General features: G+C 63.9%; 26 protein-coding genes. 3 read left to right on the top strand and 23 right to left on the bottom strand.

The features are described 5' to 3' along the window. Nucleotides 1-40 precede the first annotated feature (40 nt). Nucleotides 41-2,215: a putative bifunctional diguanylate cyclase/phosphodiesterase gene (locus IGS55_RS00270; protein ID WP_329958158.1), complete on the top strand. Its 2,175-nt coding sequence runs from the start codon at nucleotides 41-43 to the stop codon at nucleotides 2,213-2,215. Here the strand turns inward: IGS55_RS00270 and IGS55_RS00275 are convergent. Further along, a complete protein-coding gene (locus tag IGS55_RS00275; protein WP_230518691.1) occupies nucleotides 2,200-3,300 on the bottom strand; it encodes a glycosyltransferase family 9 protein in 1,101 nt (366 codons plus the stop codon). The genes IGS55_RS00270 and IGS55_RS00275 overlap by 16 nt on opposite strands. A gap of 165 nt (nucleotides 3,301-3,465) precedes the next feature. On the opposite strand from IGS55_RS00275, the gene IGS55_RS00280 reads away from it, so the two are divergent. Beyond that, the gene (locus IGS55_RS00280) at nucleotides 3,466-4,434 is read left to right on the top strand and encodes an IS1595 family transposase (protein WP_230518690.1); all 969 of its coding nucleotides are present in this window, start codon (nucleotides 3,466-3,468) and stop codon (nucleotides 4,432-4,434) included. 82 nt (nucleotides 4,435-4,516) lie between these two features. Here IGS55_RS00280 and IGS55_RS00285 read toward each other — a convergent pair whose 3' ends face one another. From IGS55_RS00285 to flgB, 12 genes are all read right to left on the bottom strand, one after another. Further along, entirely contained in the window at nucleotides 4,517-5,560 is a 1,044-nt protein-coding gene (locus IGS55_RS00285; RefSeq protein ID WP_230518689.1) for a hypothetical protein, read from the bottom strand. 5 nt (nucleotides 5,561-5,565) lie between these two features. After that, nucleotides 5,566-6,477, bottom strand: coding sequence for a flagellar hook-associated protein FlgL (gene flgL, locus IGS55_RS00290; protein WP_128139632.1), 912 nt, complete (start codon nucleotides 6,475-6,477; stop codon nucleotides 5,566-5,568). 10 nt (nucleotides 6,478-6,487) lie between these two features. Beyond that, nucleotides 6,488-7,849 (bottom strand): flagellar hook-associated protein FlgK, encoded by a 1,362-nt coding sequence (flgK, locus tag IGS55_RS00295; RefSeq protein WP_230518688.1) that lies wholly within the window; start codon nucleotides 7,847-7,849, stop codon nucleotides 6,488-6,490. Between the two features lie 81 nt (nucleotides 7,850-7,930). Beyond that, a complete protein-coding gene (locus IGS55_RS00300; RefSeq protein WP_230518687.1) occupies nucleotides 7,931-8,323 on the bottom strand; it encodes a rod-binding protein in 393 nt (130 codons plus the stop codon). Continuing rightward, nucleotides 8,323-9,435 carry a flagellar basal body P-ring protein FlgI gene (locus tag IGS55_RS00305; RefSeq protein ID WP_034757769.1) on the bottom strand — a complete coding sequence of 371 codons (1,113 nt, stop codon included), beginning with the start codon at nucleotides 9,433-9,435 and terminating at the stop codon, nucleotides 8,323-8,325. Before IGS55_RS00305 ends, IGS55_RS00300 begins: the two co-directional genes overlap by 1 nt. Nucleotides 9,436-9,444: 9 nt before the next feature. After that, nucleotides 9,445-10,107: a flagellar basal body L-ring protein FlgH gene (flgH, locus tag IGS55_RS00310; protein WP_230518686.1), complete on the bottom strand. Its 663-nt coding sequence runs from the start codon at nucleotides 10,105-10,107 to the stop codon at nucleotides 9,445-9,447. 11 nt (nucleotides 10,108-10,118) lie between these two features. Continuing rightward, a complete protein-coding gene (gene flgG / locus IGS55_RS00315) occupies nucleotides 10,119-10,907 on the bottom strand; it encodes a flagellar basal-body rod protein FlgG (protein WP_170846442.1) in 789 nt (262 codons plus the stop codon). A gap of 32 nt (nucleotides 10,908-10,939) precedes the next feature. After that, on the bottom strand, nucleotides 10,940-11,668 hold the full coding sequence (locus tag IGS55_RS00320) for a flagellar basal body rod protein FlgF (protein ID WP_230518685.1): 729 nt from the start codon (nucleotides 11,666-11,668) through the stop codon (nucleotides 10,940-10,942). A 26-nt stretch (nucleotides 11,669-11,694) separates the two neighbouring features. Beyond that, nucleotides 11,695-12,873 (bottom strand): flagellar hook protein FlgE, encoded by a 1,179-nt coding sequence (locus tag IGS55_RS00325; protein ID WP_230518684.1) that lies wholly within the window; start codon nucleotides 12,871-12,873, stop codon nucleotides 11,695-11,697. A gap of 58 nt (nucleotides 12,874-12,931) precedes the next feature. Further along, on the bottom strand, nucleotides 12,932-13,585 hold the full coding sequence (locus IGS55_RS00330; RefSeq protein WP_230518683.1) for a flagellar hook capping FlgD N-terminal domain-containing protein: 654 nt from the start codon (nucleotides 13,583-13,585) through the stop codon (nucleotides 12,932-12,934). 3 nt (nucleotides 13,586-13,588) lie between these two features. Continuing rightward, the gene (flgC, locus tag IGS55_RS00335) at nucleotides 13,589-14,005 is read right to left on the bottom strand and encodes a flagellar basal body rod protein FlgC (protein WP_034757795.1); all 417 of its coding nucleotides are present in this window, start codon (nucleotides 14,003-14,005) and stop codon (nucleotides 13,589-13,591) included. Nucleotides 14,006-14,013: 8 nt separating this feature from the next. After that, nucleotides 14,014-14,376 (bottom strand): flagellar basal body rod protein FlgB, encoded by a 363-nt coding sequence (flgB, locus tag IGS55_RS00340; protein ID WP_034758109.1) that lies wholly within the window; start codon nucleotides 14,374-14,376, stop codon nucleotides 14,014-14,016. A gap of 281 nt (nucleotides 14,377-14,657) precedes the next feature. Here flgB and flgA point away from each other — a divergent pair, with 281 nt between their 5' ends. Beyond that, complete coding sequence (gene flgA / locus IGS55_RS00345) at nucleotides 14,658-15,278, top strand: flagellar basal body P-ring formation chaperone FlgA (RefSeq protein WP_230518682.1); 621 nt, start codon at nucleotides 14,658-14,660, stop codon at nucleotides 15,276-15,278. Between the two features lie 5 nt (nucleotides 15,279-15,283). Here the strand turns inward: flgA and IGS55_RS00350 are convergent, their stop codons facing one another. The 10 genes from IGS55_RS00350 to fliS are packed head-to-tail and all read right to left on the bottom strand — an operon-like array spanning nucleotide 15,284 to nucleotide 21,841. After that, nucleotides 15,284-16,045, bottom strand: a complete 762-nt coding sequence (locus IGS55_RS00350) for a glycoside hydrolase family 73 protein (protein WP_230518681.1) — start codon at nucleotides 16,043-16,045, stop codon at nucleotides 15,284-15,286. Continuing rightward, nucleotides 16,032-16,472, bottom strand: coding sequence for a flagellar export chaperone FlgN (gene flgN, locus IGS55_RS00355; protein ID WP_230518680.1), 441 nt, complete (start codon nucleotides 16,470-16,472; stop codon nucleotides 16,032-16,034). Before flgN ends, IGS55_RS00350 begins: the two co-directional genes overlap by 14 nt. Further along, complete coding sequence (gene flgM, locus IGS55_RS00360; RefSeq protein ID WP_034757812.1) at nucleotides 16,469-16,759, bottom strand: flagellar biosynthesis anti-sigma factor FlgM; 291 nt, start codon at nucleotides 16,757-16,759, stop codon at nucleotides 16,469-16,471. Before flgM ends, flgN begins: the two co-directional genes overlap by 4 nt. A 16-nt stretch (nucleotides 16,760-16,775) precedes the next feature. Next, nucleotides 16,776-17,837 (bottom strand): flagellar motor protein MotB, encoded by a 1,062-nt coding sequence (locus IGS55_RS00365; protein ID WP_051991897.1) that lies wholly within the window; start codon nucleotides 17,835-17,837, stop codon nucleotides 16,776-16,778. Further along, nucleotides 17,764-18,678 carry a flagellar motor stator protein MotA gene (gene motA, locus IGS55_RS00370; protein ID WP_034757817.1) on the bottom strand — a complete coding sequence of 305 codons (915 nt, stop codon included), beginning with the start codon at nucleotides 18,676-18,678 and terminating at the stop codon, nucleotides 17,764-17,766. Before motA ends, IGS55_RS00365 begins: the two co-directional genes overlap by 74 nt. Before the next feature lie 56 nt (nucleotides 18,679-18,734). Further along, the gene (locus IGS55_RS00375) at nucleotides 18,735-19,478 is read right to left on the bottom strand and encodes a FliA/WhiG family RNA polymerase sigma factor (RefSeq protein ID WP_046684903.1); all 744 of its coding nucleotides are present in this window, start codon (nucleotides 19,476-19,478) and stop codon (nucleotides 18,735-18,737) included. A gap of 33 nt (nucleotides 19,479-19,511) precedes the next feature. Continuing rightward, the gene (locus tag IGS55_RS00380; protein ID WP_317617251.1) at nucleotides 19,512-19,976 is read right to left on the bottom strand and encodes a flagellar basal body-associated FliL family protein; all 465 of its coding nucleotides are present in this window, start codon (nucleotides 19,974-19,976) and stop codon (nucleotides 19,512-19,514) included. A gap of 11 nt (nucleotides 19,977-19,987) precedes the next feature. Next, the gene (locus IGS55_RS00385) at nucleotides 19,988-21,145 is read right to left on the bottom strand and encodes a flagellar hook-length control protein FliK (RefSeq protein WP_230518679.1); all 1,158 of its coding nucleotides are present in this window, start codon (nucleotides 21,143-21,145) and stop codon (nucleotides 19,988-19,990) included. Then, nucleotides 21,142-21,459 (bottom strand): hypothetical protein, encoded by a 318-nt coding sequence (locus tag IGS55_RS00390; RefSeq protein WP_230518678.1) that lies wholly within the window; start codon nucleotides 21,457-21,459, stop codon nucleotides 21,142-21,144. The genes IGS55_RS00385 and IGS55_RS00390 overlap by 4 nt, the downstream gene beginning before the upstream one ends. Then, nucleotides 21,452-21,841 carry a flagellar export chaperone FliS gene (gene fliS, locus IGS55_RS00395; protein WP_230518677.1) on the bottom strand — a complete coding sequence of 130 codons (390 nt, stop codon included), beginning with the start codon at nucleotides 21,839-21,841 and terminating at the stop codon, nucleotides 21,452-21,454. The genes IGS55_RS00390 and fliS overlap by 8 nt, the downstream gene beginning before the upstream one ends. Between the last annotated feature and the right edge of the window lie 18 nt (nucleotides 21,842-21,859).

The raw sequence follows: 21,859 nt of genomic DNA on the forward strand, positions 1-21,859 counted from the left end.
CACCCACCTGTTTTCCAGGGCGGCCGTGCCAAGGACAGCCATGGATACACCACCGCAAGCGGTACCTGCTCTGGATTCCTCCCCGCCCGGCCACGACGGCGTGCCGCGGCATGTCGCGCCCCTGCTTGACGATGGCGTCTTCAGTCCGGAACGGATGAAGGCCGAACGCGAACAAGCGTATTTCAACGATTTATACCTGCTGGCGCCCGTCGCCTATTTCGTGCTGGGCCTCGATGGCGTGATCCTGCAGGTCAACCTGGTGGCGGCCGAACTGTTCGGCCTGGCGCGCGGGCGTCCCGGCCACGTGCTGTTCCGTTCTTTTGTGCACGAGGCGTTCCGCCGCGATTACGAACAGTTCGTGGAACGCGTGCTCAATAGCAGCGAGCCCGAGCGCATCCAGCTGCAGGTGCAACTGCCCCCGCCGCGTCCCGGCGTGCGCGAGGCGGGCTTGCCCGTCAGCCTGCTGGGCAGCGCCGACCCGAACGGCCAGGCGCTGCGCCTGGTGATCGAGCAGGCTGAGGGCAAGCTGGCCGCGCTCGAACGCAGCGAAGAGCGCTTCCGGCGCATCGTGCACAGCGCCGAGGAAGGCATCTGGGAAATCGATGCGCAGGCACTGACCAGCTTTGTCAATCCGAAGATGGCGCACATGCTCGATTGCCAGATCGAGGATATGCTGGGCCAGCCGCTGGCGGCCTTCATGGATGAGGAGGGGCGCGCCATCCTCGAGCGCAACATCGCGCGGCGCCAGGACGGCATCGTCGAGCGCCACGAATTCAAGTTCCTGCGGCGCGACGGCAGCACCTTGTGGGCCACCCTGGCCACCAATCCCATCTTCGATTCCAGCGGCACCTACCTGGGGGCGCTGGCGCTGGTCAGCGACATCACGGCGCAGCGCGCCGCGTCCGAGCGCATCTGGCGGCAAGCCAATTTCGACCAGCTGACGGGCTTGCCGAACCGCCACATGTTTCTCGACCGCTTGCAGCACGAGGCGGCCCATGCCAAACGCGAGGGCGCTTGCCTGGCCCTGCTGTTCATCGACCTCGACCATTTCAAGCAGGTGAATGACAGCCTCGGCCACGAGAAGGGCGACATGCTGCTGCGTCAGGCGGCGCGGCGCATCAGCGAGCGCGTGCGCGCCACCGACACGGTCGCGCGCCTGGGCGGCGACGAGTTCACCGTCATCCTCGCAGGCGTGGGGCAGCTGGGCGGCATCGAGCGCGTGCTGCAGGAATTGACGGCCGCGCTGGCCCTGCCGTTCGTGCTCGACGGCGACACGGCGCAAGTGTCGGCCAGCGTGGGCGTGGCCCTGTATCCGGCCGACGCCGAGTCGCCGGACACCTTGCTGCGGCATGCCGACCAGGCCATGTATGCTGCCAAGAGTGCGGGGCGCAACGGCTACAGTTATTTCACGCCGGCATTGCAGCAGGCGGCCGAATTGCGCCGCAGCACGGTGCGCGAGATGCGCCTGGCGCTGGCGCAGGAGCAGTTCGAAGTCCATTACCAGCCCATCATCCGCCTGTGCGATGGCAGCATCGAGCGGGCCGAGGCGCTGTTGCGCTGGCGCCATCCGCTGCGCGGCTTGCTGGCACCGGCCGATTTCATCGGCTTTGCCGAGGCGAACGGCCTGATCATCGATATCGGCGAGTGGGTGTTTCGCCAGGTCGTGCGCCAGGCGCGGCAGTGGCAGGACGAGCATGGCACCGCGTTCCAGATCAGCATCAACAAGTCGGCCGTGGAATTTCGCTGCGACGCCGCGCTGTACCAGGACTGGGGCGGGCATCTGGCGCGCCAGGGCCTGGCGCCGGGCGCCATCGTCATCGAAACCACGGAAGCGGTGCTGCTCGACGAAGCGCGCCAGGTGGTCGACCGGCTGCGCCAGTTCCGCGCCATGGGCCTGGCGCTGGCGCTCGACGATTTCGGCAGCGGCCAGGTGTCGCTCGCGTGCATACAGAAGGCCGATATCGATTTTCTCAAGATCGACCGTTCGCTGGTCGGCGAACTGGGAGGCGATGGCGCCGGGCAGGGCTTGTGCGAAGCGATCATTGCCCTGGCGCAGCGCCTGGGCTTGAAAGTCGTGGCCGAAGGCGTGGAGACGGCGTCGCAGCGCGATCTGCTGCGCGCCGCCGGCTGCGACTATGCGCAGGGGTACTTCTTTTCCCGCGCGTTGCCGGTGGGGCAGATGGATCGCCTGCTGGCGTCTCAGCCGGCGGCTTGAACTGTCTCTTGCGCCGGGCCGGCACCCTCCATCAGTTGTTCCACGGCGGCCAGCGTGTCGGCATCGCTGACGGTGGCCAGGGTCAGGCCCGGCGCCAGGATGACGCGGTAGTGGCGGCTGGCCGGATAAAACCAGCGGTAGTTGTCGGTGCGGATGTAGTAGCCGACGATTTTCTTGTCATACGCCGAAGCGATGTGGATCACCGACGTGTCGGGCGACAGCACCAGCTCGCAGCGGCGTATCAGCGCCGCCAGCTCCAGGATGCGGCCGGTGGGCGGCGCGCTCATCACGTTGACATGGCCGGCGCCGCGCACGATCTCGGCGGCGCGCGCCTCGGTGCCCGGCGCGGCGATCACCAGCAGCGCATGGCGCGGATAGCGCGCCGCCAGGGCGGCGCAGCAGCGCTGGGCGTCGGCCACGCTGACCGTGCGCTGCGCATTGCTGCCCTGGAAATTGAGGCAGAACAAGCCCTCATGCGTGCGCAGCAGGGTGTCGCAGGCGGCGTCGACCTGGGCCGCGTGCGCGTCCACGCCGAACAGTTCATAGCGCGTATCGATGTCGCGCAAGCCAAATTGTTCGAAGGTGGCGAAAAAGCTGTGCAGGATGTGGCGGCTGCGGTCGCACGGTACCGTATGGTCGAACATGCCCAGCTTCGCCGTCGAGGTGCCGTACTTGGCAATGGCAAAGCCCGTCAAATAGCGCGCACCGAGCCATTTGATACGCAGCAGCAAGGGAATCGAAAAGCGGTTGTAGGGGTTGAAGATGACGTCGTAGCGGCGCCGGCGCAGGTCGGCGATGGTGGTGCGCCAATCGCGCAGCAGCGGCTGCTTGTCCCAAATGAGGATCTCGTTCACATGCGGGTTGCCGGCGATGACATCGCGGTTGGCGCTGCTGGCGGCCACGTCGATCTGCCAGTGCGGATAGTTTTTTTTCAGCTCGCGCAGCAGGGCCGACGTGACGATCATGTCGCCGATCTTGTCGTTGCGCAAAATCAGCACCTTGCGCACCCTGGCGATATCGAGAGGCTGCTTGCCGGATTTGCCCAGCAGGGCATAGCTGATCAGCCGGGCGGCGGTTTTTATCAAGGGAACTCCGGAGGTGGATGACGGGATGCGCCGGCGTATTGGTGAATCAGCCAGCGACAGCAGCATCTTACGGATTGGCTCTGTCATCGGCAAGTAGGGGAATGCCGGAATTTTCCCTTGGCCGTGCTGTCTGACTCTGTATATTAATCACGCAGGGAGCAGATCATGCGGCCAGCCGAATGGAAGAGCTTTATCGCGCAACTTTCGCAGTTGAGCCAACGCCAGCGGCAGGCTGGCATTGCCCTGCTGCGTGGCAACGCGCCACACGACGCGACCGTCGCGCTGCTGGAAAGTGTGGCGCAGCCGCGATTGGCCTGTCCCGCCTGCCACTCGCCTCACCTGCACCGGCATGGCCATGCGCACGGACTGCAGCGCTACCGCTGCGTGCCGTGCGGGCGCACCTTCAATGCGCTCACCGGCACGCCGCTGGCGCGCTTGCGCCATAAATCGCTGTGGCTCGACTACGCCGATTGTCTGCTGGCATCGGATTCCGTGCGCAAGGCGGCGTTACAGCTGGGCGTGCACCGCAACACCACGTTTCGCTGGCGCCACCGGTTTTTATCGCTGGCAAAGACGGACCGGCCGCATGGCCTGCACGGCATCGCCGAGGCCGACGAGTTATATCTGCTGGAATCGGAAAAGGGAGCGCGGCAGATGACGCGCCCGGCGCGGCGCCGTGGTGGTCATGCCTTTAAACGTGGTATATCGAATGAGCAAGTCTGCATCCTGGTGGCGCGCGATCGCACGGGACAGACCCTCGATTTCGTCACGGGCAAAGGAGCGCTGACCAAGGCGCAGTTGCACCATTGTTTGTTGCCTGTCATCGACAAGGATGTGCTGCTGGTCACCGACGGCCATCGCGCCTACCGGGCTTTTGCCAGGGAAACTGGCATCAGCCACCGGGCCGTCAACTTGCGCGCCGGCATCCGCGTGCAGGGCGCCGCCCACGTGCAGAACGTCAACGCCTATCACAGCCGTTTGCGGGATTGGCTACGGCCGTTTCATGGCGTGGCGACGCGCTACCTGCCGAACTACCTGGGATGGCGCTGGATACTCGACGCCAGGCGCATCCGCTCCCCTGAAACGTTATTGAAGGCAACGCTGGGCGCATTCCCACATCTGACGGTGACATAGCCTACGGATTTCCACCGTCCTGAGCTAGGGGCATGTCCCATTATTGCCGCGTGCGCCAGTGCGGCGCACGCGTGGGAAGCGGTTATTCCAGACCCAGCAGGGCGACGACCCGCTCGCGGCTGATGCCGACCAATGCCGAGCTGATCGCCAGCAGCGATTCATAGCCGGGTTCGCTGGCCTTTTGCGTGAAGTTTTCCGCCAGCGTATCCATGCTGACGTTCACTTGCACCGGTTGCGCACGGGCAACCCGTCCCGTCGCCTGCGCCAGGGCCAGGCTGACGGAACTGCGCGCCGCCTGCAACTGCGCCAGCGCCTGCACCACTTGCTGCAAGGTGGCGCGCAGGGCTTCCACGTCGCCGGTATTCCATTCTTCCGGGGCGATGGCGGCCGGTTCCGCATCGGTGCGCACGCGGCTCATCTGGCCGGTCGGGTAGCGGATGCCGCTGCCGCGCACGGACAGGCTGTCGCGTACGTTGGCCCAGGCCGCTTCCGACGTGCTGAACACCAGTTCGCCATTCTCGCCCAGCTTGACGCCGATGCCTGATGGCATCAAGGCGCGGTCGAAGCGCGAGACGATTTCGTTCGTGCTCAGGCCAGGTTCGATATTGACCGAGCGCAAGGCCTGGTTCGCGCCGCCGACGGAAAACGCCAGCACTTCCTGCGGACCTTCCTGCAGGCTGGCCATGGTCAGGCCGCGGATGCTGAAGTTCTGCTGTGCCGCTTGCGGGCTGGTATAGCCGAGCTGAGCGTCAAGCGTGCCGCCCGAGGCGCTGGCGCGCTGGCGCCAGGTATTGCTGAACTGGCGTACTCTTGCCTCGACTTGCCCTTCGCGGCCCTGGCGCGCGGCCAGCTTGGCCGCCAGTTCGCTTTTCAGCGCTTGCAACTGGCTGCTGCTGCGTTCCAGGTAGTCGAGTGTTTGCTGCGCGTTGGAAATCTCCCCCTGCAGCTGGTGATCCCAGTTGCTCAGGCCCCGTTGCAGGCTCGCCGTCGACCTCTTCGCCGCTGGCGCCTCGCTGCGCGCACTGGCGCTGCCGTTGATGGCGGCGGATGCGTCATCGACGACGCGGGCTGTGCCGGCGCCTTTGGCATTGACGCCGGAAGAGGAGGAGGTCTGAACGATTTGCATGATGGTCAGAGAAGATCAAACAGGGAAAGGGTGCCAACCTTGGCGTATGCCTTGTATGTTGCCTGCAGGGCCGTCTGGTAGCCGGTCAGTTCGATGGCCGCCGCGCCCATATCGGTCTTTTTCAGGTCCAGCAAGGCCGAATTGTTCGACAGCGAGACATTCGACAGGTTGCCCGACAGCGTGGTGAGGATGTTTTGCGCGCCGCCGAAAATGGCGATCTTGCCGGAAAGCAAATCCATGCCATCATCGGTGCCGCCAAGGCCGTCGTTGACGATGGCGCGCACGGCCGGGTCGTTCGGGTTGACGCCCGGCGCGCCGAGGGTGGCGACGACCTGGTCGATCTTGTTGAGCCACACTTCCAGGTCCTTCACGTCGACGTTGGCCGCTTGCGTCACGCCATTGCCGACCACGACGGTCTGCGTGTCGGTATTGCCGACGTAGCTGTAGCGCGAGCCGACGGCCGCCGCCGGGTCGTATTTGATCGCGGGCTGGTCGGTGGCGGTGCCGGAAAACATGTAGCGGCCTTCCTGATCCTTCAAGTTGGCCGTGTACAGCACGCTGTCGCGCATGGCCGTCAGCGATTGCGTCATCGCGTTCAGGTCGCCGGGCGTATTGCTGCCGTCGGCGGCCCACACCAGCAGGTCGCGCGCCTGGCCCATGTCGGTAACCATGCTCGACAGGTAGTTTTCGTTCTTCAGCAGGCGCACTTTCACCGTGGCGATATTGTCCTGGTACTGGGTGACCATGGCTTGTTCGCGCGTCAGGCGCGAAATGCGCACGTTGCCGATCGGATCGTCCGATGGCAGCTGAATGCGCAGGCCCGAGGACATCTGCTGGGTCAGGAAGTTGATGCGCTCCTGATTTTGCTGAAGCGAAATATTGATCAGCGATTGGTACTGGCTACTGGCGACACGCATGATCTTCTCCTTAACCCATCATTTGCAAAGTGGCGTCGAACAAGCTATTTGCCACGGAAATGACTTTCATGTTTGCTTGATACATATTCTGGAATTCGACCAGGCTCATCGCTTCTTCGTCCTTGTTCACGCCGCTGGTGGATTTCCAGTCGTCGATCGCTTGCGAGCGCACCGTGTTGGCCGTCTTCAGCAGGGCCTGGTTCTGCTGGCTGTAGATACCGAGCTTGCCGACCAGTTGCGTGTCCGCGTCGCTCATCAGGACGGAACCCACCCAGCTGACGGTGATCGGTTGATTCTTGATTTCGATCAATTTCTGCAAGTTGCCGCTGTCGCCAGCCGCGCCCGTCAGCGACAGGGCCAGATCCTTGGCGTTGAAGCCCGGGGTAATGCTCAGCTTGCCATTCGCGTAGGCCAGCAGGGGACCGCCCGGGGCGCCGGCCATGGTTTTCCCCAGTGCCAGCTGCGCGTTGACCTTGTTGGTCAACTGGGTCGCCATGTCTTGCAGCGACTGCTGCAGCGGTTTCAGGGTGTTTTTTTCGAATTCGCCCAGGCCGCCCATCTGGCCGCCGATGGCGACCATATCGAGCGTGTACGACGACTTGGAAAAATCGAGGCTCAGGGTTTGGTCGCCCGTGTTCGTCATGCTGCTGGTCAGCGTACCGGCCAGGCTGCCGATGACTAGGGGCTGGCCCGATTTCAGCGAAACATTGCGCGAGCCGTCCGGCTGGTCGAGGACCTCGATGCCCATTTGCGCAGCCAGGCCATCGATCAGCTGGTCGCGCGCATCCATCAGCGACGACACATTCGTGCCCGCGGCGGTGGAGGTGCTGATGCGCTGGTTCAGCGCGGCGATATTGGCCAGGGTGGTATTGGCTTGCGGCACGATCGCAGCACGTTGCTGCTGCAGCGACAGCAACTGGTTGCCCATGACGGTGCTGATGCTGTTGAAACGCTGCGCCATGGCGTCGGCGGAGGTGACGATCTGCTGGCGCAGCGGCGTCGACGTCGGGTCGACGGCCGAAGCGTTGAGGGCGGCGAAAAAGCCGTCGATGCCATTGCTGATGCTCGACGCATCGTCGCCCATCACGCGCTCGAGCTGGGTCAGGTAAGGCTGGGTCTGCGAACGGGCACCCTGGTCGGACGCGGCGCGCCACATTTGCTGGCTTTTATAAGCATCGGCAAAACGCAGCAGGGCGGACACTTCCACGCCATTGCCGGCCGAACGTACGCCGGCGGTGGCGCCAAGCGATGACAACAGCACACCCTGGCGCGTGTAGCCCGCCGTTTGCAGGTTGGCGATGTTCTGGCTGGCCGCATTGAGTGCGGCCTGGGCGGCGATGCTGCCTGACAATGCATTGCTGATGATGCTCATTGGGCAAGTTTCTTTCGTGAAGAGTGTGGCGCGTGCGGGTGGGCGGGCATTGAGTCCTTGTTACCTTGTACAGGCGACACTTCAGACGGATTTATTAAGCGGCGTTGCAATATTGTCGGTCTTGGCGGCGCTTTTGGCTGCCACAGGGGCGCTGGCCGCCGGCAGCAGCTGGCGCAGGATGGCGTCGGCGATGCCGAAGGCGCGCTGGCCGGCCATTTTGTCGGCCACCAGGTTGTCGGCCATTTCCAGCATGTCGCTGTTGACCGGGTCCTTGAAGACGCTGTCTTCGCCCGCCATCTCGCGCGTGCCCGAACGCATCTGGCGCAGCATGTGCGAGATGAAGAAGGCTTCGAACTTGACGGCCGCCTCGGTGGCCTTGGCCGCATAGCGGGGATCGGCCGGCGTGGCGGCCGCAGGAGAGCGATCGTCGAGCGCCGAGGGCAGGGCGCTGCTGCTGTCGTTGATATTAAGCATCAGATTACCACCAGTTCGCCTTCGATGGCCCCGGCTTGGTCCAGGGCTTGCAGAATTGCCATGATGTCATCGGGCGAAGCGCCCAGACTGTTGACGACGTCGATGATGGCCTGCAGCTTGGCGCCGGCCGGCCATTTGAACATATTGCCGTTGCCCTGGTCGACGGACACCTTCGATTGCGGCGTGACGGTGGTCTGGCCGCGGCCGAACGGCGCCGGCTGGCTTACTGCCGAGCTTTCGGAAATGACCACTTTCAGCGAGCCGTGCGTGACGGCGGCCGCCTTCACGCGCAAGCCTTCGGCAATGACCACGGTGCCGGTGCGCGAATTGAACACCACTTTCGGCGTGTCGACGCCGACGTCGACGGAGAGCGCTTCCAGCTTGGCCATGAAGGCCACGCGCTGGGTCGGGTTTTCCGGCGCCAGCACTTCCACGCTGGTGGCGTCGCGCGTGGTGGCGACGGCGCCAAAGCGGCGGTTGACGGCTTCGACGATATTGATGGCCGTCTCGAAATGCGGGTGGCGCAAGTTCAGGGTGACGGTCGGCTTGGTCGAGAAATCGCTGAGGATTTCGCGCTCGATATTGGCGCCGTTGGGGATGCGGCCCGAGGTGGGCGTGTTGACGGTGACGGACGAGCCGCTCTTGCCCGTGGCGTTCAAGCCGCCGACGACGACGTTGCCTTGCGCCAGCGCATACGTTTCATTGTCGGCCGCGCGCAATTGCGTCAGCAGCAAGGTGCCGCCGCGCAAGCTTTTCGCATCGCCCAGCGACGAGACGGTGACGTCGATGGCCTGGCCACGGCGGTATCCCGGGGGGAATACGGCGCTGACCATGACGGTGGCGACGTTCTTGCTTTTCGATTCGGCGCCATCCGGCATCTTCACGCCGAACTGCTTGAGCATGTTGACCACGGACTGGCTGGAAAATTTTACCTGGGTGGTGTCGCCGCTGCCGTTCAGGCCCACGACGAGGCCGTAGCCGACCAGCGGGTTGTCGCGCACGCCCTCGATGCTGACCAGGTTGCGCAGCACTTGCGCGGCGCTGGCGGGCAGGGCAAAGCCGGACAACGCAGCGAGCATGGCTGCCAGGGGCAGGGCGGAACGAAATTTCATGAGCTCACCTTAAAACGGCATCCATGGGCCGACGAAGAAGCGCGTCAGCCAACCTGGTTTGTTGGCTTCGGCCAGGGTGCCCTGGCCGGAATAGGCGATCTGCGCATTGGCAATGCGCAACGATGACACCTGGTTGTTCGAATCGATGTCGGCCGCGCGCAGGTAGCCGCGCAGGCGCACGAATTCCTCGCCCTGGTTCAGGGTCAGGGTTTTCTCGCCCTGCACGCGCAGCAAGCCGTTCGGCAACACTTCCTGCACGATCACCGTGATGGCGCCGGACAGCGCGTTTTGCTGCGTGCTGGTCGAGTCGCCGGCGAAGTTGCGGTCGGCCGACAGGTCGATGCCCGTCTTGGGGAAGGTCTTGCCGAGGAGATTGGCCGCCTGCACGCCGACGGACGAGCCTTTGTTGAACGAGGTGCCCGCCTTCTTGCTGGCCTGCGTGGTTTCCTGCAGTGCCACCGTGACGACGTCGCCGACGCGGAAGGCGCGGCTGTCGGAAGTCAGGGCCAGGCCCGCGTCGGGATTGAAGACGCCGCCGCCCACGCCGCCTTGCGCAGCGCTGCGCGGCGCCACGGGCAGCGGCGTATCGGAAAAGCTGGGCGCCAGGGGCGCCATCGGCTGGCTGGCGCAACCGGCCATCAACACCAGCAGCATGGCTGCCGTGGCTTTCATGGCGGCTGTCATCAGCGTGCCGCTTGCGCCAGGTATTGCAGCATATTGTCGGCGGCCGACAGCACCTTGGTGTTCATTTCATAGGTGCGTTGGGCAGCGATCATGTCGACCATCTCTTCGACCACCTGCACGTTCGAGCCTTCCAGCGCGAACTGCTTCAATTTGCCCAGGGCGCCTTCGCCGGGACGGCCTTCCGTCGGCGTGCCGCTCGATGCCGTTTCCTGGAACAGGTTTTCGCCGAGTGCCAGCAGGCCCGTCGGGTTGACGAAGCTGGAAAGGTTCAACTGGCCCAGTTCGGTGCCGGCGACATTGCCCGGCACGGTGGCCGTGACCATGCCGTTTTCGCCGATGGTGATCGCCGTGGCGTTGTTCGGCACGGTGATCTGCGGCACCAGCGGCAGGCCCTGGGCGTTGACCATCACGCCGTTTTCATTCAGGCTCAACTGGCCGGCGCGCGTGTAAGCCGCTTCGCCGTTCGGGCGCAGCACTTGCAAAAAGCCGTTGCCGGTGATGGCGACGTCGAATTCGCGGCTCGTCGTTTGCAGGCTGCCGGTGGTAAACACCTTTTGCGTGCCCACCATGTGGGTACCGTTACCCAGCTGTACGCCCGATGGCGAGAGGGTATTGTCGGCGCGCTGCGTGCCCGGCTGCTGCTCGACCTGGTAAAACAGGTCTTCGAAGACGACGCGGTCGCGCTTGAAACCAACGGTATTGACGTTGGCCAGGTTATTCGCGATGGCTTGCAGTTTGGCATCTTGTGCCTGCACGCCGGTCTTGCTGATCCACATTGCTGGATTCATGATTTACTCCTGGTAATTGGTTGGCGTTGGGCTCAGGCGCCCAGCAGGCGGTTGCCGGACTCAGTCATCGCGTCGCTGGCCTTGAAAATTTTCATCTGCATCTCGAAACTGCGGTTCAGGCTCATGGTGGCGACCATTTCCTCGACGGCCGAGACGTTGCTGCCTTCCAGATGGCGGTCGCGCAGGCGTACCGCCGGGTCGGCCTGCAGGTCTTCGCCGCTGCGCGCCACGATCAGGCCCGCCTCGTTCTTCGTCAGCTCGCCCGATTCCGCATTGACCAGCTTGAGCTTGTCGACGGTCTGCATTTGCGCGGTGCCCGGCACCTGGATGGAAATCGTGCCATCGCCGCCGATCGACAGGCTGGTGTGCTCGGGAATCGTGATGGGGCCGCCTTCGCCCAGCACAGGCCGGCCGTTGATGGTCAGCGCGCCCGTTTCATCGAGGTCCATGGCGCCGGCGCGCGTGTAGGCTTCGCCGTTTTGCCATTGCACCGCGAGAAAACCGGGGCCCGTGACGGCCACGTCGAGTTCGCGTCCCGTTTCCTTGATGGCGCCCGTGCGCGTGCCGATGGCGCTCGACTGCGTCTGCGTCATGTGGCGGTCGTCGTAGCCATAGCCGTTTTGCAGCGGCTGGGCGGTGGACACTTCCAGGTTGGCGCGAAAGCCGCCCGTCTCGATATTGGCCAGGTTGTTGGCGTGTACCTGCTGTGCCCGCAGGGCACGGTCGGCCCCGCTCATGGCGGTATAAATCAGCGCATCCATTGCTCTTTACCTTTGCGTATCGTGGATTACAGCGCTTGCATCAGCGATTGCAGCATGGCGTTCTCGGTCGAGATGACCTTCGAGTTGGCCTGGTAGTTACGCTGCGACGTCATCAGACCCACCAGTTCGGAAGTGATGTCGACGTTCGACTGTTCCAGCGAGCTCGTCACCAGTTTGCCGGCCATGCCGACGCCCGGACGGTCATAGATGGCGGTGCCGGACGTGGTCGAAGCGACCCAGCTGGTATCGTTGACGGCCGTCAGCGCGCCTTCGTCGGGGAAGGTGGCCAGGGCGATCACGCCGATGCTTTGCTTTTGGCCGTTCGTGTATTTCGCCACGACGGAGCCGTCATCGGCCAGTTCCACACCCGTGTAGGTGCCCGAGGCATAGCCGTCGGCGCGGTCGGTCGAGGTCGTCGCTTCGCCTGCGTACTGGGTGGTGCCCGTGTAGTCGATGGCGATCGCCAGCGCTGCGGCGCCAGCCGGCGTCGGCAGCACTGGCGTGGCGGCCGTGCCGGTTACCAGCTTGCCGTTCGTGTCGAAGGTCATGCTTGTCACCGGTGTCACATCGGCGTTGTCGAAGGTGTAGTGCACGTCCACGCCCGTTGCCGTCTTGACGAAGTACTGGCCCAGCGAGTGCTTGGCGCCCAGCGAATCGTAGACGATCGAGGTCTTGGCGCTGTTGTAGCTCAGTTCGTTGGTCTTGTTGAAGGGCACGGCCTTGATGGTCCATTCGGATGACATGTTGGCCGCATACGCGAGCTTGGTCGACGCCACGGCGGGAATCTGGCCCGTCGGAATGTTCATGTCGCCCATGGTGCCCAGGGTGGTGCTGCCCTTGACGGCGGCATAGCCCTGTACCAGGCGGCCGTTCGAATCGATCAGCTTGCCTTCATTGCTGGCCGAGAAGATACCGACACGGCTGTAGCTCATGGTGTTTTGCGCATCGCGCGCGACGAAATAGCCGCGGCCATCGATGGCTGCGTCGAGCGCGCGGCCCGTGTTCAGCACGCCGCCATTGAGCGACATGCTTTGCGTGATCGAGCCGATTTCCGTGCCCGTGGCGCGCGAACCGGCGTACATGGCCGAAAAGTTGGCGCGGCTGCTCTTGAAACCGTAGGTGCCGGCATTGGCGATATTGTTACTGGTGCTGTTCAACTGTTGGTTGATGGACTGGATACCGGACAGGGCGATGTCGAAACTCATGTTGATTTCCTTTAGTGAAGGACGAGATTAGTGTGCAGGAAACGAAGGGGCGAGCGGATCAGGCCGTCTTGCCGTTAAAGCCGGTGATCGCGCCAGGGTTGACTTCGCCCAGGTTCGACACGCTCAGTATCATGCTGCCGCCGGACGACAGGCGCACGCTGTTGAGTTTGCCTGCGATATCGACCGATGGTTTTTCGGCGCCGCTGGTGGTGACCTTCATGCTGTAGGTGCCGGCAGGCAAGCCCAAGGCCACGGGATCGATGGTGAACGGCACTGTGCCGGCCGACTTGGCGCCCAGTTCGATCTTGTATTCCTTGTCGTCCAGCCCTTTCAGGGTCACCGTGGTCTTGGTGGTGCTGGCGGCCAGCGCGATGCTGCCGCTGACCTTGCTCTTGTCGAGCTGTACCGTTTCACTGTTGACCATCACTTCGGAACCCACTTGCGCACCCAGCGCCAGTACTTGCATCGATTGCAGCACGCTGGCATTGGCGCTGGTCAGCGCCGACAGGTTTTGCATCGCTTCCGTCTGCGCCTGCTGCGTCAATTGATTGACGAACTGGCTCGGATCGGTCGGTGCCAGGGGATCCTGGTTCTTGATCTGGGCGACCAGCAATTTGGTGAACATATCCTGGGTGGCATTGCTTTGCGACTTGACCGCATTGCTGTTGCTGCCGCTGCCGCTGGTATTGTTTGTAAAGAGATTGGTTTCCATGGATTATGCTTCACCTAATTTGAGGAGCGATTGCTGCATCGACTTGATGCGGCCCAGAACTTCGACATTGGTTTCAAAGGCGCGCGACGCCGACATCATGTCGGTCATCTCGGCCACCTGGTTGACGTTGGGGTAGAACACCATGCCATCGGCATTGGCCATCGGGTGGCCCGGCTCGTACACCTTGCGCAGGGGCTCGTCGCTTTGCACCACGTCGAGCACCTGCACGCGCCCGCCGGCACCGCTGGCGCCAGGGCCGTCCATCACGGCGGCAAAAACGGGTTTGCGCGCGCGATAGGTTTCGCCTTCGGAACCGGCAACGGAATCGGCATTGGCCAGGTTGCTGGCGATGGTATTGAGGCGCACGGTTTGCGCCGCCATCGCCGAACCGGCGATCTTGGAAATATCCTGGAAGCTCATGCTGATCCTTATTGTCCGGAAATGGCCTTGGACAGACCCTTCAGTTTCATGTTGACGAAAGTGAGGCTGGTCTGGAAGTCGGTGGCATTCTGCGAGAATGCCGCCTGCTCGACACCGATTTCGACGGTATTGCCGTCGCGGCTAGGGTGGTAGGGGACGCGGTACAGGGCGCTCGCATCGTCATCGGTCGACAGCAGGCCGGCCTCGTTGTCCTGCAACTGTTGCAGGGCGCTGCCGAAATCCATGTCCATGGCCTGGAAGCCGGGCGTGTTTTCATTGGCGATGTTGGCCGCCAGCACGCGTGTACGGTCGGCACGCAGCGCGAGTGCATCGGCGTGCACGCCCAGCGCATCCTTGAAATTAATCCCCATGGTCATCCTTTGTGTTGAATTCGATCGTGCTTTTTGCGGTTCGGGCCAGAAAACAGGTGGTGCAGAGGTAAAATCTCAGCCAGGTCATGTTGACGCATGGTAAGGTCATGCCGCTTCAGTATCTTTGATTAAGGTTAGCAATGATTTACTTTGAGAACTATTTCGTGATGTGGAACAAGGCGCAATGTCGTCAAATACTGCTTCCAGGCCTCTTTTTACTGGCCAGCCTATATAGTAGTGCAGGTCGCGCAGAATTGCCAGCCGACAATATATTTTCACGTGTGGAACAGTTGGCGCGTGAGCAATTGGCGCAGCAGGCAGACAAGGCGGGGCTGCTGGAACCCCAGTTTCAGGTGGCCGTCGTGAAAAGCACGCGCCCAGTGCCGGCGTGCGCGGCGCCCGTGGCGCTGGAGACAGCGGACAGCCGCTCGGCGCAGCGCATGCGCTTTGTCGCGGTGTGTCCTGGAAGCAACGGTTGGCGTTACGAAATGCTGGCACGCGGCAGCATCACGGCCCAGGTGGCCGTTACCAGCGTGCCCGTCACGGCCAATACGCGGTTGCAATCGGGCGACGTGACGTTGGCGCGGCGCGACGTGACGATGGTGCCGGACAGTATTGCCTCCTTGCCCGGCGCGATTGGCCTGTCGAGCCGGCGCAGCTTGCGTGCCGGCGAAGTGCTGCGCCAGGGGCAGCTCGCGTCGCCCGTGCTGATCAAGCGGGGCAGTGCGGTCAGCATCGTGGCGCGCAAGGAACAGGTGGAAGTGAGCATGGCCGGCGAAGCGATGGATCCGGGCGCGCTGGGCGAGGTGATCCGCGTGCGCAACGCCACCAGCGGCACGGTGATACGCGCCAGGGTGGTCGATGCGGGCGTGGTGGAACCGGCCGATATTCCCGGCCGTTAAGGAGATCAGTCCGCGGCGGCCGTGCGCTGCAGACGTGTCGCCAGCTGCGTCAGCTTGGCGGCGTAGTTGGGATCGGTGGCATAGCCGCCGCGCGCCAGGCCTTGCGCGAAGGCGCCCGCGTCGGCGCCCGTGTTCAGGGCGGCGCGGTAGCGTGGGTTGTCGAGCAACACTTGCGCATAGTCGCGGAAGGCGCTGGCCTGGTCCGGGTAGCTGCGGAAACGCTCGGTCTTCTTCAGCGCCGTGCCGCTGCCCGCTTCGTACTCGGTCGTCATGTTGCTGGCCACGTCGCCCTGCCATTTGCCGCCGGCCTTGATGCCGAACAGATTATTCGTGTCCGCGCCCGTGCCCTGGCGCAGCGGACGCTGGCCCCAGCCCGATTCCAGCGCCGCGTGGGCGGCGACGATTTCCGGCGCCACGCCCAGGCGTGCGCCCGTTTCTTCCGTCCACGGCTTGATCGAGGCGAGGAATTGCTGCTGCGTCTCGCCGATCTCGCCGCCCTGGTTGATGCTGCCCAGCACATTGACGGGCTGGCTTTGCTCCAGGTAGGCGCGTCCTTGCGGGCTCAGGCTGGTGGCGTTGCCGCCGCCCTGTTCGATGAAACGGGCCACTTCGCCCTGCACTTGCCGGAACACGCTGCTGAAGCCGCCGCCGGAACTGGTGGAGCCGGTGGCGTCGGTGGCGCGCATATTGCTCTGCACGGCGGAGGTGGCCGCCGTCGATGGCGTGGCCGCCGTGGCGCGGGTGGTCAGGAAATCAGCCTGGCGCATACGTATCTTCCTCGCCATGCAGCACGCGCTGCATGATGCTGTACTGCTCTGTTAATAAATCGCTGTTGCGGGCATTCAGGCGCTTGCATTCGAGCACCATCTGCTCGAGCGCGGCCCAGTCGCGCTGGGCGGTCGTACGCGCGTCTTCTTGCAACAGCGCAAACAATTGCGCCATATCGCCTTGCGGGCCCAGCAGCGCAGTGACGAGGCTGACCCGCTGGCGGCGGCGCGCATCGAGCGGTTCGACGGCGGCGACGACCTGGTCGGCCAGCGCCGTCAGCCGGGCGCTCTGGTGGTGCAAGGTGGCCTGGAATTGCTCTTCCAGCAAGGTTTGCAGGGCGGCATAGCCGGCGCGGTCCTCCGTCATGCCTTGCAGCACGCGGCGCACGGCTTCCTGGCGCGTGATGCCCTTGCGCGGCGCGGTCACGACTCACCGCCGTGGAAACGCTGGATCAAGCCTGCCAGTTTCGATGGATCGAACGGCAATTCGCCCTTGGCCAGCGCATCGCGCAGCATGGCCACTCTTTCATGGTCGATCTCGGGCATGGCGCGCAGGGCGGCCATGGCCGGTTGCAGCACGGCCGATTGCAGTTCCGCCCCGGCCGACGAGCCGCCCATGGCGCCCGCGGCGCCCGCGTTCTCGGCGATCGCCTCGGCAGGCGCGACGGCGCTGCTGCGCACGGCAGCACCGGTATTGCCGGAGGAGATTTTCATACGTTGTCCCTTGCCCTTAATTTGCATGCTCGTCCCGATCTTTCTTTGCGGGCAGGCCCAGTTTTTCGCGCAGCCGTTGCAGGGTGCCGGAGTCCGGTTCACCCACCTGCAATTCGTCGCCTTGCGGCTTTTGTCCGGCCATGCCGAACATGGCGGCGATGCTGTCGGCCTGGCCACGCGTCAATATTAACAGTTCGATGCGGCGGTTGATGCCGGCGCTGGCATTTTTCACGTCCAGCGGCGCGCGGTCGGCCATGCCCACCACTTGCAGCACGCTGTCCGGACTCATGCTGCCGATCAACAATTGCGCGCGCGCCGACATGGCGCGGTTGGCCGACAGGGTCCAGTTCGAAAAGCCTTCATAGCCGGTATTGGCGTATTGCATCGAGTCCGTGTGGCCGACGATCAGCATCTGGTTTTCCATTTGCGCAAACACGGGGCCCATCTGGCGCAGCAGCTTGCGGAAACGGTCGGTCGGCACGGCGCTGCCGCGCACGAACATGCCTTGCTTGTCCGTATCGTGCAACATGACGCGCAAGCCGTACGGCGTGATCACCGATTGCAGGTTGCTCTTCAGTCCAGCTTCGTCGCTGAGCTTGTCGAGCGCGCGCGACAGCGACAGCAAGTCTTCCGGCGACTGGTAGCTGACCTTGGTCTGGTTTTGCGGCGCTGCGCCGGCCTTGCCGTCTTGCATCTGCTTGCCTTCCGTGCGCGTGTCGCCCGAGCCCTTGCGGGGCATGGGGAAGCGCTCGATCAGGCTGCCGCGCGGACCGCCGCTCTGTTCCGGCATGACGCCCTGGCCTTCGCCCTGGCGGCTGCTGGCGGACGCATCCATCATGATTTCCTTCATCGCCTGCTGCTCGCGCGCGGCCATCAGCCACAGCACGAGGAACAGCGACAGCAGGGCCAGGCAAAAGTCGGCGAACGCTACTTTCCAGGCGCCGCCGTGGCCATCGTCGTCGTGCTTGCGTCCCGCACGCTTGATGATGGCCTGTTCATGTTTCTCATGCGGCTTTAGCACGGCGGCCTCCCCGGCCTTGGCCTTGCTCTTGTTCGGCGCCGCCATCTTCCAGCGCATTGATCCAGCTTTCCAGCTGGGCGAAGCTCGGCTTGATGTTCAGCTGCACCAGGCGGCGGCCCGCATCGATGGCCAGCAGCGGCGGTTTGCCCGCCACGTGCGTGACCAGCACGACCTTCACGCACTCCATGGTCGAGCCTTCCTCGCCCACCAGCTGCTTCATCATGTTGCACATCGGATCGAGCACGCCGTAGCAGAAGAAAATACCGATGAAGGTGCCGACCATGGCGGCGCCCACTTTTTCCGAAATTTCCGCCGCATCGGCGCCGTCGGCCACGGAATTCATGGCCATCACGATACCGAGAACGGCGGCCAGAATACCGAAACCGGGCATCGCTTCGGCGATCTTGTGCAAGGACTTCGACGGTTGCAGCAATTCATCGTGGATGGCTTCCAGTTCCTGCTCCAGCACGCCTTCGAGTTCATGCGCGTTGATCTTGCCCATCGCCATCAAGCGGAAGTTGTCGACGATGAAGGCCAGCAGCTTCGGCTCTTCCAGCACCAGCGGATAGCGCTGGAACAGGGCGCTTTCGCGGGGCGCCTCGACGTGGGCGTCGAGCGCCTTCAGGCCGCCGGCGGCCGTTTGCAGCAGTTCATACATCAGCAGCAGCAACTGGCGCTGGAATTCCGAGCCTTGCTTCTTGTGCGTGACGATCTTGCGCATCTGGTGCAGCATTTCACCGAGTACATGCTTCGGGTTGCCCAGCACCAGGGCGCCGACGGCGGCGCCGATGATGATGATCAACTCGACCGGTTGCCAGATCGCGTGGACGGTGCCGCCCATCAGGGCGAAGCCTCCGAATACACACCCCATCACGATTAAGATACCGATAATTACCATGTCAACTGCCTTTCTGCGTCATTGTGCTGCGTCAATTTGATGGATAGTGCTGAAACTTATGCGTCTTGCAGCATGGCTTTCATCTTGCCCAGCGCCGTCTTGTTGAGCTGGCAGACGCGGGCGTCGCTCAGGTCCAGCACGGCGGCTATTTCTTTGTAGCTCAGTTCGAATTCGTAATACATCTGGATCACGCGCTGCTCGCGTTCGTCGAGCGCGCGCAGCGCCTGCTCCAGGCTGCGCCGCACCATCAATTGCTCTTCCGGGCTAGGCGCGCTGTCAGCCTGTCCCAGGCTTTCCTGCAGCACTTCGTCGAAACTGGCGATCAGCTCGGCGTTTTCCGCCAATTGATATTCCTGGAAGGCTTCCGGCGTCAGCTTCAGGGCGGCCATGATTTCCGCGTCCAGCGGCTCGCGTCCCAGGCGGCGGGTCAGGGCGCGCACGCTGTCGCGCAGGCGGTGGCTTTCCTGGCGCACGGCGCGCGGACGCCAGTCCTGGCGCCGCAGTTCGTCGAGGATGGCGCCGCGGATGCGCAGGCTGGCATAGCTGCCGAAAGACTGGTCCGGCACGCCGTAGCGGCGCAAGGCTTCGAGCAAGCCCATCAGGCCAATCTGTTCCATGTCGTCGCGGTCGATGGCGCCCGACACCTGCGAATTGAGCTGGCGCACGATGCGTTTCACCAAAGGGGAGTACGCCACCAGATGTTGTTGCTCTTCAGCAACGCTGAGCACGGCCGCGCAAGCGCTGGCGGCGGCATATTCGCCGGCGCCGTACGCTTCCTGGTATTGCTCTACATAGGCCAAGGGATCTCCCACTAGGTCGGCTGGCGTGTTGGCTTATTCAATGATCAGCTTGCCGACCATGACTTCGGTGAACGGTTTTTCCATCTGTTCGCGCTCGTAGCTGACGTTGAAGGCCTTGTTGATCTGCTCGGCATATTGCTCTACGGTCATGGTCTGCGCCTTGTCCAGCGGAAAGCTCGACAGGGTGCTGACGGCGATCGAGCGCATCAGCGGCAAGTGGTCCTTCGTCAGTTTTTCCTTTTCCTCGGTGGTGGCGATCACCAGGTCGGCCGACAGATAATGCGTTTCGCCTTCGCCGGGGCCGCGGCGCAGCATCACGATGACTTTGTCGAGCGTGAGGAACTTGCGCGCCTTCTTGCCCGTGGCCGGCGGCGGCGGGGCTTTCGCTTCGGCCGCATCGGCATGGCCGGCGACCGGCTTGGCCAAATACCACATGGCGCCGCCAGCCGCACCGGCGGCCAGCACGGCCACGCCGACAAAGCCGGCTATCAGTTTCATTTTCATATTCATCAGGCGGTCTCTCGCTCGTGCATGGCGTAAGTGGTGGCGGCAGTGCTGCCGTCGGACAGGGCGCGGCCCGGTTCGGCATCATCGTGCTGGCGGCCCGGTTGACGCTGGCCGCGCGCATCGCCTTCGGCAAACGCCTGGGCGGCGGGGCTGCGCGGGGTGGCGCTGATATTGACGGCCACGTCGGTGTACTGGCGCTGCGCCAGGTCGCTGCGCATGTTTTCGCCGATGCCTTGCAACTGGCGCAACACTTCCGAGTTCGACGCCGTGACGTTCACCTGCAGCGCACCGGCCGTGTGGCGGATGGAAATTTCAATGCGTCCCAGCATGGGCGGGTCGAGGCGGATCGTCGCGTGTTCGCTGTTGCGGCCGATCTGCGTCTGCAGGCGTTCACCCAGCGCTTCGCGCAGCGGTTCCTGCCATTGCTGGGCTGGGCCGTTGAGTTTGATGGTGTCGCCGGCCGGGGCCGCCGTGGCTGTATTGCCGATGGCGCCCGTCAGGCCCAGGTTGGGCGTGGCCGGCGCTACGGCGCCACGTTCGCCCTCGCGCGCCGCAACTGCGGCGACGGCAGGGGCTGCGACGGCTGTGGCAGGAGCGCTTTGCTGCAGCAGCGATTCGAACGGCTGTGCCGGCGCGCCGCCTTTGGCGGGCGTCGCCGGATTGGCGGCGGCCAGCGGCTCGCGCGTGTCGCGGCTTGGCGCCGGCGCCGTTGCCGGCGCATTCAAGGTGATCGCCGCAGGATGCAGGCTGATGTTGAGTGCCGGGTTGGCTTGCGCCACATTCGCCTGCACTTGTGTCTGTGCTTGTGTCTGTACTTGCGCCTGCGCGTAGGCGCGTGCTTCGGCCGCGGCGGCGTCCGCCGGCGGCATGGTTACCGGCAAGCCGATGACGGGGGCGGCCATGGCTGGCAGGCCGCTGTCGGCCGGGCTGTCGGTATCGCCGTCCTTGGCGGGCGCGGGCGTGTCGGCGTCGGCCGTTGCCACGCCGGTCACATCGAGCACCTGCGCAAACAGGGGCAGGGCGGAGGGGGCGGCGCCAGTGCCGCCATAGGCGGGCGCGCCGGGCAAGGCGGCGGCTTGTGACGGCGCTGTCGCCGGTGCTGGTGCGGCTGGGGCCGCCGGTGCCGGAGCGGCCGGTGCCGTGTTGAAGTTCATGATCATGCTTGATTCCCGTCCGAGTCGTATTCGCCGAGCGCGGCGTAGGCGACCCAACCTTCCTTATTTGCCTGTAATGCACCCAGGTGTAAGCCCAGGCGTTCTTTTTCCTCAGAGCAAATTTTAACCGCTTGCGCGTGAATTTTGCGCAAATGCAACAATTCTGTTTGTTCCAGCGCATTCCATGCGCCCCGTTCGGCCAGCAGCGGGATGTTTTTCGCCAGGCTGGCCGAAAGTTTTTCCATCGCATCCCAGTCCGGCTGAGCGACCGCCGCGCTCAATTGCCGGCTCAGCTGCTGCAGCGCCGCGCGCCTAGGCATTGTTGGCCTGGACGCCCACCCAGCCGCGCTTGATGGTCGTCATCAAGGTCGTCACTTCGTCGATCAGGGCCGGGTCCAGCTTGATGCCGGCCGTGTACAGGCGCGCCACGCAATAGTCGTACAGGCGCGCCAGGTTGACCACCACTTCGCCGCCATTGTCGAAATCGAGCGAGCTCGACAAACCGTTGATGATCTGCGTGCACTTGTCCAGGCTGATGGCCTTTTGCTCGTAGCGCTTGCCCACGATGTGCCCGCGCGCGCGCGCCAGTTCTTCCAGCAGGCCGTCCGTCAGCACCAGTACCAGCTCGACCGGTGTGGCACGGGCGGTCTGGGAATCCAGGTTGACGGCGTGGTAGCTGCCGTAAGCTTCATTGTTCAACATGATTATCTTCTCGCTATG

The sequence above is a fragment of the Janthinobacterium sp. EB271-G4-3-2 genome (assembly GCF_020858035.1).
Taxonomy (GTDB): Bacteria; Pseudomonadota; Gammaproteobacteria; order Burkholderiales; family Burkholderiaceae_D; genus Janthinobacterium; species Janthinobacterium aestuarii.

Coding starts and splice junctions, on each gene's coding strand:
- IGS55_RS00305 (WP_034757769.1), bottom strand. CDS start 9,435: ATGAAATTTCGTTCCGCCCTGCCCCTGGCAGCCATGCTCGCTGCGTTG.
- flgG (WP_170846442.1), bottom strand. CDS start 10,907: ATGAATCCAGCAATGTGGATCAGCAAGACCGGCGTGCAGGCACAAGAT.
- IGS55_RS00270 (WP_329958158.1), top strand. CDS start 41: ATGGATACACCACCGCAAGCGGTACCTGCTCTGGATTCCTCCCCGCCC.
- IGS55_RS00285 (WP_230518689.1), bottom strand. CDS start 5,560: ATGCAAATCGTTCAGACCTCCTCCTCTTCCGGCGTCAATGCCAAAGGC.
- IGS55_RS00320 (WP_230518685.1), bottom strand. CDS start 11,668: ATGGATGCGCTGATTTATACCGCCATGAGCGGGGCCGACCGTGCCCTG.
- flgM (WP_034757812.1), bottom strand. CDS start 16,759: ATGAAAATCTCCTCCGGCAATACCGGTGCTGCCGTGCGCAGCAGCGCC.
- flgK (WP_230518688.1), bottom strand. CDS start 7,849: ATGAGCATCATCAGCAATGCATTGTCAGGCAGCATCGCCGCCCAGGCC.
- IGS55_RS00350 (WP_230518681.1), bottom strand. CDS start 16,045: ATGCGCCAGGCTGATTTCCTGACCACCCGCGCCACGGCGGCCACGCCA.
- flgB (WP_034758109.1), bottom strand. CDS start 14,376: ATGGGGATTAATTTCAAGGATGCGCTGGGCGTGCACGCCGATGCACTC.
- IGS55_RS00330 (WP_230518683.1), bottom strand. CDS start 13,585: ATGGAAACCAATCTCTTTACAAACAATACCAGCGGCAGCGGCAGCAAC.
- IGS55_RS00380 (WP_317617251.1), bottom strand. CDS start 19,976: ATGAAACTGATAGCCGGCTTTGTCGGCGTGGCCGTGCTGGCCGCCGGT.
- IGS55_RS00385 (WP_230518679.1), bottom strand. CDS start 21,145: ATGATCATGAACTTCAACACGGCACCGGCCGCTCCGGCACCGGCGGCC.
- motA (WP_034757817.1), bottom strand. CDS start 18,678: ATGGTAATTATCGGTATCTTAATCGTGATGGGGTGTGTATTCGGAGGC.
- fliS (WP_230518677.1), bottom strand. CDS start 21,841: ATGTTGAACAATGAAGCTTACGGCAGCTACCACGCCGTCAACCTGGAT.
- IGS55_RS00390 (WP_230518678.1), bottom strand. CDS start 21,459: ATGCCTAGGCGCGCGGCGCTGCAGCAGCTGAGCCGGCAATTGAGCGCG.
- IGS55_RS00325 (WP_230518684.1), bottom strand. CDS start 12,873: ATGAGTTTCGACATCGCCCTGTCCGGTATCCAGTCCATCAACCAACAG.
- flgL (WP_128139632.1), bottom strand. CDS start 6,477: ATGCGTGTCGCCAGTAGCCAGTACCAATCGCTGATCAATATTTCGCTT.
- IGS55_RS00365 (WP_051991897.1), bottom strand. CDS start 17,837: ATGCGCTGGAAGATGGCGGCGCCGAACAAGAGCAAGGCCAAGGCCGGG.
- flgC (WP_034757795.1), bottom strand. CDS start 14,005: ATGAGCTTCCAGGATATTTCCAAGATCGCCGGTTCGGCGATGGCGGCG.
- IGS55_RS00280 (WP_230518690.1), top strand. CDS start 3,466: ATGCGGCCAGCCGAATGGAAGAGCTTTATCGCGCAACTTTCGCAGTTG.
- flgH (WP_230518686.1), bottom strand. CDS start 10,107: ATGAAAGCCACGGCAGCCATGCTGCTGGTGTTGATGGCCGGTTGCGCC.
- IGS55_RS00300 (WP_230518687.1), bottom strand. CDS start 8,323: ATGCTTAATATCAACGACAGCAGCAGCGCCCTGCCCTCGGCGCTCGAC.